We start from the raw sequence: 19,572 nt of genomic DNA, 5'->3' as shown, positions 1-19,572 counted from the left end.
TTTTTATATAAGCCTTGATTAGTGATTAAAGACCTTTACCGGAATGTTTGTACGGAATTTTTGTCAAATTTGTAATTACAGAGAAACAATTTTGTAGATAAATTATCAAGTCTGACTTTAACACCGATGATGATTTTGACTTTTGTTAGCACAACTTGGGTTAAGGATATTCTATCTTCTGAATCTTGACGATTTTCTAGGAAATATCAACAGAAAAATCACCTGATAAATATTTTGGTTGTTTATATAAAACAATTTGTCTAATAGCATAGCAAAAATTACTAAAATCAGTCACTTATTTTTAGGACATAATTCCGATATTTATGTCTTTAATTTCTTAATATTTATGCTCTTTATAAATTAAATTAAATTAAAAAGGTAAAGGTGGTCAGGTATGACAAGCCCTGAGAATAATCTGTTATTCTTGGGGCTTTATTTAGGATCACGAATTTGCAATAATGGACAATTAACAATGAACCTGGAATGAAACAATTGTCAATTATCAATTGTCAATTATCAATTGATAACGACGTGGTGTATAAACCCGTATATCTTTATCACTATCACTGTTTTCAATTTTCCGAGTTTGGGAAGAACCAACAATAATCAAGGTTCGCATATCAGCATCTGTTGGTTCTAATTGTTCCAAAGTAATGACTTTTACCGTTTGTCCTGGTCTGCCAATATTCCACCCTAATATTACTGGAGTATCTGGTTTTCTATATTTGAGCAAGATATTTTTCGCTTCTTCTAATTGCCAAGTTCTTTCTTTGGAAATAGGATTATAAAATGCAATTACAAAATCACCTTGGGCTGCGTTTGTAATACGTTGGGCGATAATTTCCCAAGGTTTTAAAATGTCAGAAAGAGAAATTACACAAAAGTCATGTCCTAAAGGTGCGCCAATAGCTGCTGCGGTGGCTTGCATGGCGGAAATACCAGGGGATACTTGAATATCAATTGTTTGCCATTCTGGTTGTTGATATTTATCTATGACTTCAAAAACTGCGGTGGCCATTGCATAAATACCGGGATCTCCTGAAGAAACTACTGCTACATATTTACCTGTTGCTGCTAAGTCTAAGGCCATTTTTGCCCGTGCTTCTTCTTCTCTATTATCAGATTCATGAATTTTTTTACCGTCAGCTAATGTACCAATTAAATTGATATAAGTTTTATAACCTACTAAGTCAGTAGCATGATTGAGAATTTCTTTAACTTCGGGTGACATCCATTTTGATGCACCAGGTCCAGTACCAATAATGGCTAATTTTCCCTGTGGTTGTCCGATGGTTTCGGGGTTGATAATTTCTGGAGAAATACTCAGAGTAATCTGGGAAAATGCAGAACACAAAAATTTGTTATTTGGTTCTGTACCTGCACAAACAACTGCTTCATGAAAACAGTATCCTTGGGTGGTAAATTTTGTCAGTTGACTGACTGCAAAAAACCGAATAGGTACTTGAAAAATGTGGGCGATGTTTTCAACTATGGGATCAGCAGCGAGGTAAAGAGGTGCAAGAATAACTGCGACTGCTTTGGGTGAAACCTGCGCTTCTTCTAGTAGTTCGTAAATGTGGCTAAGTGTTCCTGAGTTGGGGGAAGTAATGGCGATCGCTACTTTTTGGGGATGATAAACTAAACAGTCAGGTTGAGGAATTATGTTTTTTTCTGTCACCTCAATAGTTAACTCCCCATTTTCATCTATCGGTAAGTTACTTTCACTTAACCAAGGTGCTGTTCCTGCTAATTTAACTTTTGCGCCTGCTAATAAGTCAGATATAAATTTTTTGGCATTTTCTGGGTTAGCTAAATGATATCCAAAAGGAGGAGATAACAACGCTGTCCGAAAACGCAAATCTCCTGTAGTGGTAATGGCAGGTTGTACTTTTAAAGCTACTGCTATTTGTCGTGCTAAGTCGTTTACTCCACTTAGTCCACCCAAAAGCGGCACAACTGCACTCCCATCTTCAGCTACAGCTAATACTGGTGGTTCTTGACTTTTATCTGTAATCAGTGGTGCTAAAGTTCTAATTATAATCCCAGCCGCACATATACCAATTATCGGTGTGCCAGCGGCGAACAACTCGCGCAGTGTATCGCCAAAGTTTGTAAAACTTACATCCACATCACAGGTACGACTTGCTAAACCGTATAATTTCGATCCTGGTAAAATACTTATAATTTGCCTTGCTACTGTGATACTATTTTGACACAGTATGACAACGGCAGGTGTCAACCTTGTTTTCATTTAATATTTAAACTTATTTACTTATTTTTTACTTATTTTAAGATAGTTCTTCCTTATCAAGATATACAATATCAGGTTTTCAGGCTGAAGTCAAGACTCTTAACTTACTATTGCGCGGTGACTGGTGACTGCTTAAAGATTTTTGTAGGTTGGGTTGAGGAACGAAACCCAACATTTACAAGGGTTTGTTGGGTTTCTCTTCGTTCAACCCAACCTACGTTATTTCGTTGTTTTGGGCTTAACCAAAAAGTATTGACTGGTGACTGGGTTAACCTCCCTTTCTTCCCCAGCCTCCTGACTCCTGACTCCTGACTCCTGACTCATTGAACTCATTAAAGTCTTTGCTTCGTCGGTATAACTATCATAGAAAAATAGGGGACTTTTGCGGGATCTACTTCATGTAAAGGTACAATTCTTTGCTGTGTGGTTGTTGCCCGTTCAATATATTTGGCGCGTGTATGCAATCCTAATTGATGGAGGATATCACGCACTTTGACAAAATGACGGCCAAGTTTCATTATTGCCGCTGCATCTGTGGCCAGCAGTTGGGCAGTTAGCATTTCTGTGGGCAGCGTGGCAGGTAGAACTGTGAGAATATCGTTGTAGTAGGTGAAGGGTACACCCAAGGATACTGGACAGGCCATTAAGGAAGAAATGCCAGGGACAACTTCCGTCTGATATTTCTCAGATAAACGAGTGAAGATATACATGAAAGAACCGTAAAAAAACGGATCGCCTTCACACAATACAACGACATCCCGACCGGCTGCTAGATGTGCGGCAATGGGTTCAACTTCTGTTTCATAAATATCTTTGGCTTTTTCTGGTTCTAGGGCGCGGGGAAGATGATATAAAACTTCTATTTGATTACCGGGTAAGTATGGCGACACGATTTTTCTGGCGATACTTTCCCGGTCTATTGCTGATTGATAGGCAATAACAGAGGCCGAACGTATTAAGCGTAATGCTTTTAATGTCAATAGTTCTGGATCTCCAGGACCAACACCAACTCCATACAGACGACCTTTTGAGTTCATATTTCTTCCTCGGTTGCTATGGCGTTAATGGCAGCAGAGGCGATCGCACTGCCACCCCGTCGCCCATGTAAAGTCATAAATGGCACACCACGACTATCTTCTGCTAAAGCGACTTTTGATTCGGCCGCACCGACAAACCCCACGGGAAAACCTAAAATTAATGCCGGACGTGGTACTCCCTCATCTAGCATTTCCAATAATCTAAATAAGGCTGTGGGTGCATTACCAATAGCCACAACTGCCCCATCTAAATGAAACCGCCACAGTTCTAAAGCTGCTGCTGATCGGGTATTTCCCAAGCGTTTGGCTATTGTTGGTACTTCTGGATCATTCAAAGAACAAATAATTGCATTATTGGTGGGTAATCTTTTTCTGGTAATGCCTTGTGCAACCATGTGACAGTCGCATAAAATTGGTGCGCCAGATGCTAAGGCTTTTCTACCTGCATCCACGGCATTAAGTGAATATGCTAACTCTGGAACTATATCCGGCATTCCACAGGCATGAATTAAACGAACAGCAATTTGCGCTACATCATCCGGTAAGGTATCTAATTTAGCTTCTGAGCGAATAATGGCAAAAGATTTTCTGTATATTTCTTCGGCATCGCGTATATAATTATACATAGCTTCGATATTTGGAATTTGAGACTTAAATGGATTGAACAGTGAACAATTGTTTGAGTTCAGATATATCATAACGATTGGCAAATTCTCTAAATGATTCTTGAGAACTAACCCGTTTCATTTGATACACTTTTAACATTCGTTCCATGAGTTGAGGTAATTCGGCAAAAGTCACATTTTCATAAATTGGACGACCAAATTGTTGTAAGGTATCGTCACCAAGATACACTTGATATCCTTCCCTGGATTCATTTTCTGCCTCAATTTTCACTCCTAGCAATGTAATATCACTTTGATGATGTTGAGCGCAAGATTTAACACACCCACTAAAATGAATATTAATAGCAGAATCTAAGGTGATGTGAGTTTCTAAATATTCTCCTAATGTTAAAGCGTGAGTTTTGGTGTCTGTCGCAGCAGCAGCACAACCCCGCTTTCCTGAACAGGAAACTAACCCGCTTTTAATGTTGGTAGCTGAATAACTCAGTTCTAGATGGGCAATTTCTCTTTGCACTTGTGCAATGTGTTCTTGGGCAATATTTGTGATTAGTAAATTCTGCCAAGGTGTGAGTCTGAGATTACTATTACCATATTTGGCGGCTAAATCAGCTAAACCCCGCATTTGCCAAGTTTGCAACCGTCCCAAGGGTAAAACAACACCGATATAATATAATCCTGATTGTTTTTGTTCATGTATGCCAATATGGTAGATTTTATGATTATTATGTTTAGCTTCATCATGTAAATTTGCGAGTTTGCTTATTTGTGTGAGATTTTGAGATGCTATTTCTTTGGCTACCTGGAAACTATTTGCAGTTAAATACTCTGTAGCTTGTTGTAAATAATTTTCCCAGCCCAAATTATCAATAACCTCCCGCAAGCGTGGTTTACGTCGGCTACTAGGATCTGTATGCTGTAAGTAAACCTCTGCTAAAGCACCTAAAAATGGTATACATTGTGCGGGTGTTAATAAAATTTCTGTATTTATAAAAAATTTTTCTTTTTCACCACCACAAAAATGCAAAATGAGATATACTAATTCATGTCCCCATTTCCCCGTAGGAAAGAACTTCGGTTCTTTCCTACCCCCCTGATAAACCTGAACAGCAGTAAAAGTGATATCATTGGGGAAATGTTGCAGAGAAAGTTTACCACCACCATCAAAGCCAACGCTAAATTTTGCCGAAAGTCCACCTAAATGGGAATTTTTTGTGATGTATTCATCCCAAGCTTTCACTAGAGGATGAGTATCTATTAATTCTTGAGAGTCTATACCCGCAATGGGACTCGTCATAATATTGCGAATATGGTCTACAGCAGGATTAATAGAACCTAATCCCATTTTTTGTAATTGCTGGAGAATATCAATATTTATTTCTTGTTTAATTTCTCTGATTTGTAAATTAGCGCGATTGGTAACATCAACATAGCTGCCTCCATAATTATCCGCTATATTGGCGATCGCGTGTAGCTGTTCACTATTCAAAATGCCACCAGGTATTCTTAGGCGAGATAAGATCCCATCTTGGGCTGGTGTGGTGTAAAATAAACCTGGACAAGCTGTAAATGGACTTAACAAAATGGTCACTCCTTCCCCGTGCGACGCGGAGACAGAACAGGGATAAATTTCCTAGAGTTGGCATTCTGACTTGTTCAATTTGGGATTTTAGATTTTGGATTTTGGATTTTCTGATTACCCTTATTTTGTTACAAGGTTTTTCTCAGTATCAATCATCTAAAATCAGCAATCTAAAATCTGACATTGCTTTACAGCTGCGGCACAGTCCCGGAATTTAACCGGAGTTTCCCAAATCTAAGATTTTGAACTATACCATAAGAAAGAATTTTTGGAAAGGTAATTGGGAATTGGGAATAGGGAATTGGGAACAGAAAATTATTTGTTCATCCTCCTGACTCCTGACTCCTGACTCCTTTAAACCAGTGTAATAGCTGTTACTTCGGGTGGACAATACCAACGTCCGGGGGGGAAAGTTCCTAAACCACGATTGACATACAATTGATTTGTACCTAGATTTGTCGTTATTTGATGTAGTCCTTGACTCCATTGCCAATTTTCTACGACTTTTGGCCATTTACCCTCCATAAAAGGTATCCAAGGCCAAAACAATTCAGGTATTTTGTGACGGGAAGAAGAAATCCAATTTGGTAAAGAACCTACACCGGGAATCACAATTTGACCACCGTGAGTATGTCCTGATAATTGTAAATCTACGCGCCAATTTTGCAAAACTACTGCACTATCAGGATTATGTGATAAAACAATACGGGGAATATGAATATCTAAGGAATTCATTACAGGTGCTGGATGAAATTCTGGAGACCAGAAATCAGCGAGTCCTACTAATGCTAAATGTGAACCTAAAGGATAGGCGATTTGATTCCAAAGTACCTCAATTTCTACACCTGTTAAAGCTTTAGTAATTTCTGTTTGGGAGTGAGTATAATAAAGGTCATGATTGCCCAAAATAGCATAAACACCAGCGCGACTTTGCAGATGTTTTAACTGTTTGGCTAGTTGATAAATTGGTTGGGGATTATGAGTAACAAAATCGCCTGTTAATACTATTAAATCTGGTTTGAGTTGATTGGTGAAATCTATTGCTTGTGCGAGTAAATCTTCTGCTAGTAATAAACCATCATAATGAAAATCTGAAAGTTGTACAATTTTAGTGTTTTGTAGATATTTAGGTAATCCGTTGATTTTTACATTTAAGGATTCTATGCTTAATGGTTCTGAAAGTATTTTGATCATATTTATGTACTCAAATTTTATTTTCTAAATATCGGCGAGAGAATGTCTTGATGGTAAAAGCCAACGGATTTGGATTTAACCGTAGCACCAATCCAAAATCTAAAATCTAAAATCTAAAATCCAAAATTGAATGACTCCTGAATTATTACCTTTTATAATTGCCAACGCAAAAATAACATTAATCTACCTAACAACTTTTGTTTAATACTTCTTTTTCTCCATTCTGATATATTAATCTGATGACTGCGAGAGAAACCATTCATAAAAAACTGTTCCACAAATTGAGCTAATTTAGACTCAGATAAAGAAATATTCAATTCATCATTATGAAACATACTGCGGGGATCTAAGTTGGTGCTACCTGTACTGACAAAATTATCATCAATAAGTAAAACTTTGGCGTGCATCATGCTGGGTTGATATTCATAGATTTCTATTCCTGCTTTTAATAAATCTCCATAACCTTGACGTACTGCATAATAGACTAAGGGTTTATCATTTCTTGATCCCATTGTGAGAATACGAAGATCAACGCCTCTTTTTTTTGCTTGTAATAAAGCTCGCCAAGAGTTACTATCAGGTAAAAAGTAGGGACTAGCTATCCAAATGCGTTTTTTTGCGGCTAGGAAAGCTGTATAAAAAAGGGCGCAGATAGAAGAACTTGGAGATGGTGAACTACTAGGGGTTACTAGCATAGTTAAACTATTATTTAAACTATTATTTAAACTATTATTTAAACCACCGACATCTGGAGTTTTAAATAGTTCTGCTCTGAGACTGGCTACACCACCTTCATACAACCAATGTTGCATGAAAATTCCTTCTAGGATAACAACAATTTGCCCGGTAAAACAAATTTCCAAATCTAACCAAGGGGGGATAATTTTTTTAGGCATGATGCCATCCCAATGATCAGAAACTCCCATACCACCAACAAAGGCAATTTCTCCATCAATTAATAATAATTTGCGGTGGGTGCGGATGTTATAAGTAAAGGGTGCTTGCCAATTAAATTGATGAAAAAATCTGACTGCAACACCTCCAGCTTTTAAACGTTGCCAATATTGCGGAGAAATTGAGTTTACCCCCATACAATCTGCTATAAATAGCACTTCTATTCCAGCTTGCGATCGCTCAATTAATGCTGTAGCAAATTCATCAGTCCGCTGGCCAGGAGTCATGAAAAATGTTTCAAAATGAATTGTTTTTTGAGCGCGTTTTACTGCCTCTAGTCTAGCTTTATAAATAGCATCTATATCAAACCAAAATTGTTGTAAATAACCAGATGTAAGGAGTGAATTTGACACACTCATCATTGCTGGCAGAAAATGAGGTTCATCCAAACTGGGAACATCTACCATTCTGTACTTAACTTTTTTATGCCAAGCAATTCTTAAATACAGGATGAATAAAACCAGTACCAATAAAACCAGGATAAATCCGCCAATGAGCCAGATTATGTACCAAATTAAGTTGGAATTAAAATGCAATGTTTGACCTATTTTAACAACAAATTTTAGTATAAAGTATAATTTTATTATAAATAAAATTCTTGCCTATTGACCAGTCAAATCATACTTTTGGTATATACTTAGTTGAAAAATATCTAGCCTTGGGTTGAAGAAAAATAATTATTTTTTTGTTTAGAATTGATTAATGTACAATAAATATAAAAAGATAAGTAACTCAAGCTTAAAGAACTTAATATCCAGATCCCCGACTTCTTAAATAAATAAGTCGAGGATCTATCCAGTAAGTTGCGACATTTTTGTATTTTGTTTGTATTTGGATGAGAGTATTTGGATTAGAAAGGTATGAAAATTCAACCAGAAATTACCTATCGTAATTTAGATAAATCAGAGGCAATTGATAATTTAGTTCATGAAAAAATTGCCAAACTAGAGAATATTTGTAATTACATCAATAGCTGTCATATTGCTATTGAAAAAATCCATGATCGTCCCCGTAGTGGTTCTCCTTATCGAGTGAGAATTGATTTGACTGTTCCGCCTGGCCATGAACTAGCAGCGGAAAAAAATCCTGGTGAGGGTGTTCAATATCAACCGTTAGATGCAGTAGTGAGAGAAACTTTTGATGCTATGCGTCAGCAGTTAGTTAAACTGACTCAACTGCAACGTGCAAGTGAACAATCTGGCAGATATGAGGAAGCTCAAGAAAGTACAGGTTTGGTAACAAAATTATTTCGAGAAGATGGCTATGGTTTTCTGAAAACTTTAGATGGACGGGAAATATATTTTCACCAAAATAGTGTTTTACATCACGAATTTGACCGTTTAGAAATTGGTACTGGTGTGCATTTTTCCTTAGAAGATGGGGAAGAAGGACCGCAAGCAAGCACTGTAAAAATAGTTGATAAACCTGGTGTGCGTGCTGGTAAATCTTCAGAAAAATTGGTGGAAACTCCTTTAGATTGGTAGGATTTAATAATGGACAATTGACAATGAACAATTGATAATTAATTATTGCCTCTCCCTGTAAAAGAATAAAAACAGCAGATTTTTTGATTTTTTCACCTTCAAAGGAGAGGTTTTCAAGTTTGAATACAATAGTAAATTATCAACTGTTAATATCAATTATCAATTGATCACTTATTGGCTGGAAAGGATATGAATACACAAATTGATGAATTGAAAAAAACAGCATCTCAATTACTGGCAGCAATGCTATCTAATCCTCACATTTACCCCCAAGTTAGTGATGAGGGAGGTTATGGAAATTTGGAACAAAAATTAATTATTGCATCTGTAGAAATGGCAGAAAAATTAATTGAGCAGATTGACAAAAATAGTTCAAAAAAATGATCAATATCAATTTTTTTCCAAGGGCGAAGCATTCGGGCGAACAATGATCAATTTTTCTCCCAGGCTATTTTTTGAATGCTTCGCTAGATTCTACCTTAACGGTGTGATAGTTCTAAAAAACTAATTGTTTGTGGTCTAAAACTTGATGGACTTTCCCAATAATCTGCTTTGTTAATATTGACTTTTAGCAAAGCAATATTCGGTTCATCTATTCCTTTGTGAAACCAAGTTTGTAATTCGGGTTTCCATTTTTCTTGTAATTTATTTCTATCTCTCACCAGTTCTGCTGTACCGGAAATAGAAATATATCGCTGTTGATCAGGTGAAGAAAAACTCACATTTACTTGTTGACGACGTTGAATTTCTAAGACTTTATGAGAATCAGCAAAGGTAAAAAACCAAAGTTTACCATCTGCATCAATGTCGCTAAAAATTGACATAGGACGACTATGCAAACTACCATCATCATCGACTGTAGTTAACATGGCATTGTCAATGTCTTTAATCAGTGTACGCAACTGATGAGTTTTTTGATTGTGTTCTTGTGAATTTGCCATTTAGGTATTTTTTTATTTAGTAATGGTTAGCTCATATCTTTTTTAGTATTAATGTTTTTAGGTTGCTATTACATTAGTCTATAGGTGTAATTCTCACCTTAGTAATTAAGTTGCTTAGTGTATAACTAAAGGAATATTTTTAGAAAAAAATTAGAGAAAAATGATAATTTTGTTTAGGAATTACAAATAATTATGTAACTTGAGGATGATGGCAATAGCTAGTAATTTTTATACTATTTTTTTATACTATTTTAGTGATTGACTGGATAAATTAATAATAGGAGAGATGTAAAAATGGCATCTACATTAGACACAATTATTGAAGGTTTGACAGCAATTGTCTTTTCACCTGTGATTTTACCGATTGCATCAGCAATGAAACAACCTGTAGTCCAAAATACTATTAAAGATAGTATTTTGTTTTCTGAAAAAGTTAAGGATGCAGTTGCCGAAATGGGTGAAACGGTGGAAAAAGTAACCGCAGATGCAAGAAAGGAGAAACCAGAAAGTTTTCCATCTAGAACTCAATCTAGAAGTCAATCTAGAACTTATGGAAATTATTTCACAAATGGTAAATCAGAAGCAGCAAAAGATTTTATAAATGTCATCTCTGATATTAATGCAGATGTGGCAAGAATGACTAATGGTGTTGCTGATTTACGAGTAATATTACCTTTAGGAATTGGTTTACTTTCGCTGCAACAATTGTTAAGAAAAGGATTTCAATTAGAAGAAATACCTTGGTATATATTGGCTTGGTATGCTTTTGATATTTTTACCAGACTAAATTTTGAGGATGAAACTCAATTAACAAATTTATCAATTAATACTGTTTCAATGGAATTTCAGGAGCAACAAAGTAGTGATTCAAATAATACACAGCAGTGTCACAGGGAGAGCTAGATATAAAATTGATGAACTTTATCGTTCGCAGTCATTAAAGATATATTTGGAGCGATCGCTTGCTAATTACCCAGAAATTATTTCTGTTGCTGCTAATGTGTTAACTAGCAATATTTTGGTTATTTTTCAACCAGATGTTAGCTATAGAAAAATTGCATATTTTATTGATAAAGCTTTATCGGCATATAAAGATAAGGCTGGAGTTACTGATGTTAATATATTAGCAAAACCTACCAAAAAAGATAAGTTAACTGTATCCAAGCAAGAGCAAAAAACCGAAAATTGGCATTTAATGACAGCGGATAATGTTCTGCAATCATTAAATACTTCCCATTGCTCAGGATTATCTAATGAAACTGCCAATAAACACCTGAATAAATATGGTAAAAATCTGTTATCAGCAACAGTAACACGCTCAGAAATCAGGATGTTAATTGAGCAGTTTAAATCATTACCAGTTGCTTTATTAGGTGTGGCTGCGGGAATTTCTATTTTCACTGGGGGAATTATTGATGCTGTAGTAATTTTGGGTGTAGTGGGTTTAAATGCTGCTATTGGTTATGTTACAGAAAGTCAGTCAGAACGCATTATTAATTCTCTAAAAAATCGCTCAGAAAAATCAACTTGGGTAATTAGAGATAATAAACTACAAGAAATACCTACAGAAAATGTAGTTTTAGGAGATATTTTAGTTCTTCAACCTGGTAGTTATATTGCCGCAGATGCGAGAATTATTGAAGTTGATAATTTAACTATTGATGAATCTGCTTTAACAGGGGAAAGTGTTCCCGTTACTAAAAATACCACATTATTACATGGTGAAGATGTACCTTTAGCTGATCGTTTGAATATGATTTATAAAGGTACATTAGTTATTAATGGACAGGGTTTAGCAGCGGTAGTTGCTACAGGCAGATTTACCGAAATGGGTAAAATTCAGCAATTAGTTACTGAAGCAAAAACAACCCAAACTCCCCTTGCTAAACAATTAGATCAAGTGGGTAGTCAACTGGTTTTTATTAGTATAGGATTATGTGGTTTAGTGTTTGGAATGGGAGTTTTACGGGGATATAATTTATTAGCAATTTTGCAATCTTCTATATCTTTAGCAGTTGCAGCAGTACCCGAAGGTTTACCAACAATTGCTACCACAACCCTTGCTTTAGGCATTCGTGATATGCGAAAAAATAAAGTTATTGTTCGCAGTTTAAATGCAGTAGAAGCTTTGGGTTCTGTGCAAACTATTTGTTTAGATAAAACCGGAACTCTCACAGAAAATAAAATGTCAGTGGTAGAAATAGTCACCGAAAGTAAACATATTCAAGTCAGGGATGGTGAATTTATTACTGGGGAAAAAATTATTAATCCCTACAACTATAATGAATTATTAAAATTAATTCATGTGGCAATTCTTTGTAATGAAAGTGAAGTTATTCAAAATCATGATGGTGAATATCTGGTTACAGGTTCAGCTACAGAAAATGCTTTGATTTACACAGCCATTAGTGCGGGTGTAGATGTAATGGCATTGAAAGAAAAATATCCTTTGCTGCAAACTAATTTGCGTTCAGAAAATCGCAACCTCATGAGTACAATTCATGCCACTCATAATTGTCAGCAAATGGTGGCAGTTAAAGGAAATCCTGCGGAAGTTTTACAACTTTGTCATCGGTGGATGAAAAATGGTGAAGTTGTACCTTTGACAGTAGAAGAACGTCAGAAAATAGAAATAGAAAATGATCGTTTAGCAGGAAAAGCTTTAAGAGTTTTGGGTGTAGCTTATGGTTATATTGAGGAAGTAGATAATAATAATAATCAAAATAATCATGAATCAGATTTAATTTGGTTGGGTTTGGTGGGGATGGCTGATCCAATTAGAAAAGGTGCAAAAGAATTAATTGCAGACTTCCATCAAGCGGGAATTAATACGGTAATGATTACTGGTGATCAAAGTCCTACAGCTTATGCGATCGCCAAAGAATTAGAATTAAATCGACATCCTCAATTAGAAATTCTTGACTCTAACAACCTCAATAATCTCACTCCCGAAGCATTAGCAGCACTCAGCGACAAAGTAGACGTTTTTGCCCGCATTAGTCCTAGTAATAAACTGCAAATTGTTCAAGCATTGCAGACATCGGGCAAAGTTGTTTCTATGACCGGTGATGGTATTAACGACGCACCCGCATTAAAAGCTGCTCAAGTCGGTGTAGCAATGGGTAAAGAAGGTACAGATGTTGCCCGTGAAGTTGCTGATATTGTCTTAGAAGATGACAGATTAGAAACAATGATGATTGCGGTTAGTAGAGGCAGAACAATTTACAACAACATTAGAAAATCTGTACATTTTCTCTTAGCTACAAATCTCAGCGAAATTATGGTCATGACAACCGCTACCGCAGTGGGTATTGGTGAACCTTTAAACGCAATTCAACTGCTATGGTTGAACTTAGTAACTGATATTTTCCCTGGACTTTCTTTAGCTATGGAAGCACCAGAACCAGATGTATTAAATCAACCTCCTCGTAACCCGAATGAACCTATTATTAAAAATACCGATTTTGGGAGAATTGCGTTTGAATCTGCTGTCATTTCTATTAGTACCTTAGCTGCTTATGGTTACGGTATTTTTAAATATGGAATTAGTCCTCAAGCTAGTACCTTGGCTTTTATGACTTTGACTTCTGGGCAGTTATTACATACTATTAGCAGTCGTTCTGAAAAACACAGTATTTTTAGTCAGGAAAAATTACCGCCTAATCCTTATTTAACGACTGCTGTTGTTGGTTCTTTTGGTATTCAAATTTTGGCTTTAGCTGTGCCACAGTTACGGAGTTTGTTGAAGATTTCGCCTTTGAATATGGTTGATACTGCTGTAATTTCTGGTGGTGCTTTGTTGCCGCTATTAGTGAATGAAGGGACTAAAAATATTCCCATGCGATAATATCCCTGACTTCTTTATTTATCTTGTCAATAAATTATAAGTTTATTTCAGAATTCGGGGATCTGTTTTGGTGCTATCTACAAACATTTATCAAAATATTTCTCAGGTAAAAATTATGAAAAAGGATTTTATGTTTACGTCGGAATCTGTAACAGAAGGGCATCCTGATAAACTTTGCGATCAAATTAGTGATGCTATTGTAGATAGGTTTTTACAACAAGATCCTTATGGGAGAATTATTACAGAATGTGCTGTGTCAACGGGTATTGTTTTTATTGCTGCCAGATTTGAACCTAGTGCCAATGTGGATTTTACTAATATTGCTAGGCAGGTAATTGAACAAGTTGGTTATCAACAAACGGAATTTAATGGTAAGAATTGCAGTATTTTAACCAGCTTAACAGAATTGCCTCCTGAAGAACATCATTTATTTGATGAGAAAATTTTATCTGATACGGAAATAGAGAAAATTACTGTCAAGAATCAAGCTACAGTTTTTGGTTTTGCTTGCAATCAAACTTATAATTTTATGCCTTTACCGATTTGGTTAGCACATAAATTAGCTAGACAAATTAGTGAAGTGAGAAAGCAAAAAATCCTCCCTTATCTTACCCCAGATGGTAAAACTCAGGTAGGTGTTGAATATAAAAATCGTCAACCTTATAGGATTCACAGTATTACAGTTATCGCTAGTCAAAATCAATCTGCCAAACCAAATTTACAACAATTACAAGATGATATTAGAGAAACTGTAATTGCTCCTGTGTTTGCAAATGAAGCAATTAAACCTGATGCTAAAACTAGAATATTTATTAATCCTGATGGACCATTTATTATTGGTGGTCCTACTACTCATGCAGGTTTAACAGGTAGAAAAAACGCCATTGATACCTATGGGGAATATTCTAAACATAGCGGTTCGGCGTTAAGTGGTAAAGACCCCATTAGAATAGATAGAATTGGGGCTTATGTTGCTAGATATGCAGCTAAAAATGTTGTTGCTGCTAAATTAGCTGATGAGTGCGAAGTACAATTAAGTTATTCTATCGGACTTTCTCGACCTGTGAGTGTACAGGTAGAAACTTTTGGCACTGGGAAGATTTATGATGAGGAAATAACGGCAATTTTAGAGAAGCATTTTGATTTTCGGTTAGCAGGAATTATTAAACAATTTAATTTAAGGTTTTTACCTTCTTTAACTAAAGGTGGTTTTTATCGCAAGCTTGCTGCTTATGGTCATGTGGGTAGAAGTGATATAGAATTACCTTGGGAAAAGTTGGATAAGGTGGGTGTATTTTGAATTTGGGGTTAATAATTATCAGAGAAATCTTTTATCAATTCCCTGTTCATTAAATAATATTAAGTAAGTGAGATAACTTAGTAGTATAAATGCTATGTTTTAGTTGTATAAAATCTACTCAAATCATATAACTCAATTAGTAACTCAATTAGCATTTACGCAATGGATGAACAGGAGGGTATTAAACTCACACCTGGTAGCATGAAGAAACTTGGCAATCTTGTTAATATTAAAGATGACATCATTGCTGATGCTATTCGTGAACGTGGTGGAGGACAAGGACAGGTTAATCAGTTACGCAGCAATTACCAAAATCTCAGGGTGGGAGAGTTAGCTAATTTAGCTGCTACGGGAGATCCAGACGCGGAAACTGCTATCAAAATTCTGAAGCAAGCAAGGAAAAAGCGTGATAAATATGGCAATCAATGAATTTCCTATTGGGCAAACTTTACTAGGAGTATCAACCATTGCAGATCAAGAATTTGGTGGTGATGAACTTTGTCTTGATGAAGTAAAACTTTATTTTGAAGATCCAGAACATAAAATTACCCTGGTCACTTTATCACCTATTGTTGATACTGATGAAATTGAAGTAACAATAGAAAAAACTACAAATCTTCATGCTGCTGATAGTGTTGGTAATAATCAATTAGTATGTTCACTTCCTCTAGGTACAAAATTGATGAATGTCTGGGTATGTGAGAATGCTCAAGGTTATCAAGATCAGGTAATTTTGGCTTTTGATTCTCTACATCCTCTTATTACATTTATGGCAGAAGGTTCAGTTATTAAAGTATTTTTGAATGAGAAAATATTGAAAGATAAAAAACTTAAAAGCTTCAATCAAAGGCTGATTGAATCACAAATAGAAATGATTGTCAAACTGCCTATTATCAAGGATGATCCTGAAATGTTAAAAATTTTTACAGATATGATTAAAGATGAAAATAGTGTTGAAGGGGAAAAAGTTGATACATTTATGAAACATCAGCAATCACATCAAATTATGGATAACCCTGATAGTAATGTTGTTATGTCAGCCCAGAGTTACCAAAAATTAATTGATCGTATTAAAGAATTAGAGGATATGGTCAGTATTCAAACGGATATGAGATGACATCATTATTGTAGATGCAATGCTAGAACCAGTAATTAAAGATATAGCAGAAAATCCATTAAATACACAATTTGGATAATGTAAAATTTGGATAATGTAAGCATTCCAATATAAACTTATAAACTGAATGCTTACCTATCCCAAATAAGTTGCTGAAGCGACTGGAAGTCACTGCTATACATACAAAACCCACCTGCGTGGGTTTGAAACCCTTGAGTTTCTGTGAGTCCGCGTAGGCGAACTTAGCTTGTATAGCCGTGATTTATAATCACCAGGAATTGGTGCAAGATATGAATCAACTTATTTTTTCTTAGCATAAACCAAAAGACTCTTGTATTTTTCAACTAGGTAAATTTTACCTTGGGCTGTAAATGATTCAATAATTTCTTCAGCTTTACCATAACCTACAGACTGTGTATAGAACAGAATTTTGCCATCAGGATTCAATTTACTGAGAAATAAATCAACCAGTGATTCATCATTATGATGGACAAAAGGAGCTTCTTCAGCCATATAAAATTCACCAATATGAAAGAGTGCAACCACATCTAACATCGGTAAAGAACGAGCCGTAAGAGTGTAAATGTCTGTACAAAGTACCTTATAAAATTTAGCCAAATGACGATTTTTACGGCACATTTGCACATAAGCTTCATGTTCAGGAATAGAAGCAGTAATACCAATAATTTCATTAGGTTTTGCTAACTTCTGATTTTCTAATCCTAAAATATGATGAGCGCCTGTACCAAAATGAAATACTGTCCGATCTTGAATATTATATTTTTGCAAATATTCTATTAATTCAATATCACATGGACACAGGTGCGGTTGTAATTCCCATGAGGATTTTGTGCGATAGTAATCATTACCAACCCAGTGTGGTAACACGGGTTGAGTCAAGCTCACTGAATAGTACAATTTTGCTAATTGGCGATTGCTGAATACAAGATCACGTATTGTTTTTCTAACAGTAAGAACCATCTTTTAATCCTCAATAGTTTGGAAAAAGTGAATTAGTTTTTGATATTTCGGCTACTAAATCAGTCCAGATATAATGCTAAATTTATTTTGTCTATGATTATTATTGATAATTAGCTATCTGGACTGCTCACCAACTAATAAAATGCCCCTGTATGAGTACCAAAAACCTGGATTAGATGCGTTTTGATTGTTAATTCAGCAGGGACAATTATCTTTTATTTCAAGTTATCTACCCTTTGCATGAATTAACGTTTATACCTTGAAGATATCACTTTAAAAAGTTTTGGTACTTTATTTACCGTAATGGTGGTTAGCTTAACATATAAAATTTTGAAGAAAATAAAGATTCTATCAATTTAATATAAAAAATTGTGCAAATTAAACTTTAAACTTTTAAGAAATTCTGATTTTTACACAATATAATTACTAGGGTAAGATATATAATCATGTATTAATCTTACCCTGAGATATGATTCTATTTAATTATCCAATTTTTACTGTATTTTCATACAGTTGCACTCCAGGTATACCTCTTGTGGGAACGCTACTGAAAAAACTATGTCTCAAATGATATAATAAATCAAAATACCAAATAACTAAAAACAGCAATAATTGTTGATATTACTGCCAATTGTACAAGTAATTTTACCAGCAAGCTAATGATAATTAACATACTGGTGCTTCAAACATAAACCAGTCGCTTGCATTAATATCCAGTTCTGTTTCGGGAATGGTAGCTGGTTGTTTGGATGTGCAATCTGTAAATGCTGTTAAACTATGATCAGTCCAGACCCAAAGTAAATTTTGTGCTACTTGGGTGGGACTAATAGGATATCATTGTTGAGTCTAAGAAAATTGATTTTCCATGATGATCAAAGTCCAATTTGTTTATCTTTTTTGTTAAACTATGCTTTTCTTGAATAATCTTAACAATTAACATTTAACAAAGCACAAGGCACAATATAGACAAGTGAGCGATCGCCTTTATGAGTTACTGTCTTAACCCCCATTGTCCGAAACCAGAAAACCCTGATCATGTCAAGTTTTGCCTAACTTGCGGTACTAAGTTACTTTTAAAAGAACGTTACCGCCCTATCAAACCCATCGGACAAGGTGGTTTTGGTAGGACTTTTTTAGCGGTGGATGAGGATAAACCCTCAAAACCTCCCTGTGTAATTAAACAATTTTTTCCCCAAGCTCAAGGTACAAATACCGTACAAAAAGCAATAGAGTTATTTAATCAGGAAGCTATTCAGTTAGATGAATTGGGAACACATCCCCAAATTCCCGCACTGCTGGCTTATTGTACTCAAGATGACAGACAGTATTTAGTCCAAGAATTTATTGATGGGCAAAATTTAGCTCATGAATTAATAAACAAAGGTGCTTTTAATGAAAATCAAATTCGCCAATTGTTGAATGATTTATTAAATGTATTGCAATTTTGTCATAGTAAACAAGTCATTCACCGCGATATTAAACCAGAAAATATTATTCGTCGTATTAGTGATAATAAGTTAGTAATTGTTGATTTTGGGGCTGCAAAATCTTTTACAAGTACAGCTTTAAATCATACAGGAACAAGTATAGGTAGTCCTGAATATGTCGCACCAGAACAAATGCGGGGAAGGGCAATTTTTGCCAGTGATATTTATAGTTTGGGAGTAACTTGTATTAATTTATTAACAGGGCGATCGCCTTTTGATAGCTATAATACTCATAACGCTGCTTGGGTGTGGAGACAAAATTTACCAACTGCTGTTAGTGATGAATTAGGGAGAATAATTGATAAAATGGTAGAAACTATTCCTAGTCGGCGTTATCAAACAACTCAGGAAGTTCTGCAAGATGTAAATAACATCAATAACAATTTAAATATTCAAACTTCCGCAGTTATCCCACCGACAATAATTACTCAACCAGTTAAACAAAAACCTTCAACTTCTCAACCTACAGTTTCTTCTCAAACTCCTAGTCAAATTGAGCAAGAATTATTAGAAATCAAAACACAGTTTACAGGTGGTAAAGTGCAACCTCAGAATGTGACACCACAACCATCTGTTACTACTAATAATTCTACTAATAACGATGCTATAGATAAAGACTTGGAAGAAATGAAAGCTAAATTTTTAGGAAATGGATGATTTAAGCATTTAGTAAACAATTAAGGAAACTTTGGTAATTGTTTTGTAAAATCATGTCCGTTTGCTTATGATTGAACCGCAAAGGGCGCAAAGTACACAAAGGTAAGAGAGTTTGAA

Annotated in this window: 16 protein-coding genes and 1 riboswitch; of the genes, 8 read left to right on the top strand and 8 right to left on the bottom strand. The window is 35.3% G+C overall.

Annotated elements, in window-relative coordinates:
• Positions 1–502 precede the first annotated feature (502 nt).
• From cobJ to K2F26_RS22395, 6 genes are all read right to left on the bottom strand, one after another.
• The gene (gene cobJ / locus K2F26_RS22420) at positions 503–2,251 is read right to left on the bottom strand and encodes a precorrin-3B C(17)-methyltransferase (RefSeq protein WP_220609554.1); all 1,749 of its coding nucleotides are present in this window, start codon (positions 2,249–2,251) and stop codon (positions 503–505) included.
• 332 nt (positions 2,252–2,583) lie between these two features.
• Complete coding sequence (locus K2F26_RS22415; protein WP_220609553.1) at positions 2,584–3,288, bottom strand: precorrin-2 C(20)-methyltransferase; 705 nt, start codon at positions 3,286–3,288, stop codon at positions 2,584–2,586.
• Complete coding sequence (locus K2F26_RS22410) at positions 3,285–3,914, bottom strand: precorrin-8X methylmutase (RefSeq protein WP_194052286.1); 630 nt, start codon at positions 3,912–3,914, stop codon at positions 3,285–3,287. The genes K2F26_RS22415 and K2F26_RS22410 overlap by 4 nt, the downstream gene beginning before the upstream one ends.
• 25 nt (positions 3,915–3,939) lie before the next feature.
• On the bottom strand, positions 3,940–5,493 hold the full coding sequence (cobG, locus tag K2F26_RS22405; protein ID WP_220609552.1) for a precorrin-3B synthase: 1,554 nt from the start codon (positions 5,491–5,493) through the stop codon (positions 3,940–3,942).
• 38 nt (positions 5,494–5,531) lie between these two features.
• Positions 5,532–5,765: riboswitch (cobalamin riboswitch) on the bottom strand.
• Positions 5,766–5,847: 82 nt separating this feature from the next.
• A complete protein-coding gene (locus K2F26_RS22400) occupies positions 5,848–6,687 on the bottom strand; it encodes a metallophosphoesterase (protein ID WP_220609551.1) in 840 nt (279 codons plus the stop codon).
• A gap of 152 nt (positions 6,688–6,839) precedes the next feature.
• Positions 6,840–8,048 carry a phospholipase D-like domain-containing protein gene (locus K2F26_RS22395; RefSeq protein WP_220609550.1) on the bottom strand — a complete coding sequence of 403 codons (1,209 nt, stop codon included), beginning with the start codon at positions 8,046–8,048 and terminating at the stop codon, positions 6,840–6,842.
• A 453-nt stretch (positions 8,049–8,501) separates the two neighbouring features.
• On the opposite strand from K2F26_RS22395, the gene K2F26_RS22390 reads away from it, so the two are divergent.
• Together K2F26_RS22390 and K2F26_RS22385 are read left to right on the top strand one after the other, a co-directional pair.
• Positions 8,502–9,125, top strand: a complete 624-nt coding sequence (locus K2F26_RS22390) for an HPF/RaiA family ribosome-associated protein (protein WP_194052276.1) — start codon at positions 8,502–8,504, stop codon at positions 9,123–9,125.
• 189 nt (positions 9,126–9,314) lie between these two features.
• Positions 9,315–9,509: a hypothetical protein gene (locus tag K2F26_RS22385; protein ID WP_187040056.1), complete on the top strand. Its 195-nt coding sequence runs from the start codon at positions 9,315–9,317 to the stop codon at positions 9,507–9,509.
• Between the two features lie 95 nt (positions 9,510–9,604).
• Here K2F26_RS22385 and K2F26_RS22380 read toward each other — a convergent pair whose 3' ends face one another.
• Positions 9,605–10,066, bottom strand: coding sequence for a pyridoxamine 5'-phosphate oxidase family protein (locus K2F26_RS22380; RefSeq protein WP_220609549.1), 462 nt, complete (start codon positions 10,064–10,066; stop codon positions 9,605–9,607).
• 294 nt (positions 10,067–10,360) lie between these two features.
• Between K2F26_RS22380 and K2F26_RS22375 the strand changes: the two genes are divergently transcribed.
• The 5 genes from K2F26_RS22375 (at position 10,361) to K2F26_RS22355 (ending at position 16,330) form a co-directional block, all read left to right on the top strand.
• Complete coding sequence (locus K2F26_RS22375) at positions 10,361–10,969, top strand: DUF5132 domain-containing protein (protein ID WP_220609548.1); 609 nt, start codon at positions 10,361–10,363, stop codon at positions 10,967–10,969.
• Positions 10,929–13,913, top strand: a complete 2,985-nt coding sequence (locus tag K2F26_RS22370; RefSeq protein ID WP_220609547.1) for a cation-translocating P-type ATPase — start codon at positions 10,929–10,931, stop codon at positions 13,911–13,913. The genes K2F26_RS22375 and K2F26_RS22370 overlap by 41 nt, the downstream gene beginning before the upstream one ends.
• 115 nt (positions 13,914–14,028) lie before the next feature.
• Positions 14,029–15,213: a methionine adenosyltransferase gene (gene metK / locus K2F26_RS22365; RefSeq protein ID WP_220609546.1), complete on the top strand. Its 1,185-nt coding sequence runs from the start codon at positions 14,029–14,031 to the stop codon at positions 15,211–15,213.
• Positions 15,214–15,375: 162 nt separating this feature from the next.
• Positions 15,376–15,642, top strand: coding sequence for a hypothetical protein (locus K2F26_RS22360; protein WP_220609545.1), 267 nt, complete (start codon positions 15,376–15,378; stop codon positions 15,640–15,642).
• Positions 15,629–16,330, top strand: a complete 702-nt coding sequence (locus K2F26_RS22355; protein WP_220609544.1) for a DUF6334 family protein — start codon at positions 15,629–15,631, stop codon at positions 16,328–16,330. The genes K2F26_RS22360 and K2F26_RS22355 overlap by 14 nt, the downstream gene beginning before the upstream one ends.
• A gap of 300 nt (positions 16,331–16,630) precedes the next feature.
• Here the strand turns inward: K2F26_RS22355 and K2F26_RS22350 are convergent, their stop codons facing one another.
• The gene (locus K2F26_RS22350; RefSeq protein WP_246605626.1) at positions 16,631–17,236 is read right to left on the bottom strand and encodes a hypothetical protein; all 606 of its coding nucleotides are present in this window, start codon (positions 17,234–17,236) and stop codon (positions 16,631–16,633) included.
• 1,061 nt (positions 17,237–18,297) lie between these two features.
• Between K2F26_RS22350 and K2F26_RS22345 the strand changes: the two genes are divergently transcribed.
• Positions 18,298–19,455 carry a serine/threonine-protein kinase gene (locus K2F26_RS22345; protein ID WP_220609542.1) on the top strand — a complete coding sequence of 386 codons (1,158 nt, stop codon included), beginning with the start codon at positions 18,298–18,300 and terminating at the stop codon, positions 19,453–19,455.
• Positions 19,456–19,572: the final 117 nt, after the last annotated feature.

Source organism: Sphaerospermopsis torques-reginae ITEP-024 (assembly GCF_019598945.1).
Lineage (GTDB): Bacteria > Cyanobacteriota > Cyanobacteriia > Cyanobacteriales > Nostocaceae > Sphaerospermopsis.
Note: the sequence above shows the minus strand (reverse complement) of the source record. Positions and strands in the feature narration are given on the sequence as shown.

What these genes read in the sequence shown, in the direction of transcription:
- cobJ (WP_220609554.1), bottom strand. Translation starts at nt 2,251, where the DNA reads ATGAAAACAAGGTTGACACCTGCCGTTGTCATACTGTGTCAAAATAGT.
- K2F26_RS22415 (WP_220609553.1), bottom strand. Translation starts at nt 3,288, where the DNA reads ATGAACTCAAAAGGTCGTCTGTATGGAGTTGGTGTTGGTCCTGGAGAT.
- K2F26_RS22410 (WP_194052286.1), bottom strand. Translation starts at nt 3,914, where the DNA reads ATGTATAATTATATACGCGATGCCGAAGAAATATACAGAAAATCTTTT.
- K2F26_RS22400 (WP_220609551.1), bottom strand. Translation starts at nt 6,687, where the DNA reads ATGATCAAAATACTTTCAGAACCATTAAGCATAGAATCCTTAAATGTA.
- K2F26_RS22395 (WP_220609550.1), bottom strand. Translation starts at nt 8,048, where the DNA reads ATGGTAGATGTTCCCAGTTTGGATGAACCTCATTTTCTGCCAGCAATG.
- K2F26_RS22390 (WP_194052276.1), top strand. Translation starts at nt 8,502, where the DNA reads ATGAAAATTCAACCAGAAATTACCTATCGTAATTTAGATAAATCAGAG.
- K2F26_RS22385 (WP_187040056.1), top strand. Translation starts at nt 9,315, where the DNA reads ATGAATACACAAATTGATGAATTGAAAAAAACAGCATCTCAATTACTG.
- K2F26_RS22380 (WP_220609549.1), bottom strand. Translation starts at nt 10,066, where the DNA reads ATGGCAAATTCACAAGAACACAATCAAAAAACTCATCAGTTGCGTACA.
- K2F26_RS22375 (WP_220609548.1), top strand. Translation starts at nt 10,361, where the DNA reads ATGGCATCTACATTAGACACAATTATTGAAGGTTTGACAGCAATTGTC.
- metK (WP_220609546.1), top strand. Translation starts at nt 14,029, where the DNA reads ATGAAAAAGGATTTTATGTTTACGTCGGAATCTGTAACAGAAGGGCAT.
- K2F26_RS22360 (WP_220609545.1), top strand. Translation starts at nt 15,376, where the DNA reads ATGGATGAACAGGAGGGTATTAAACTCACACCTGGTAGCATGAAGAAA.
- K2F26_RS22355 (WP_220609544.1), top strand. Translation starts at nt 15,629, where the DNA reads ATGGCAATCAATGAATTTCCTATTGGGCAAACTTTACTAGGAGTATCA.
- K2F26_RS22345 (WP_220609542.1), top strand. Translation starts at nt 18,298, where the DNA reads ATGAGTTACTGTCTTAACCCCCATTGTCCGAAACCAGAAAACCCTGAT.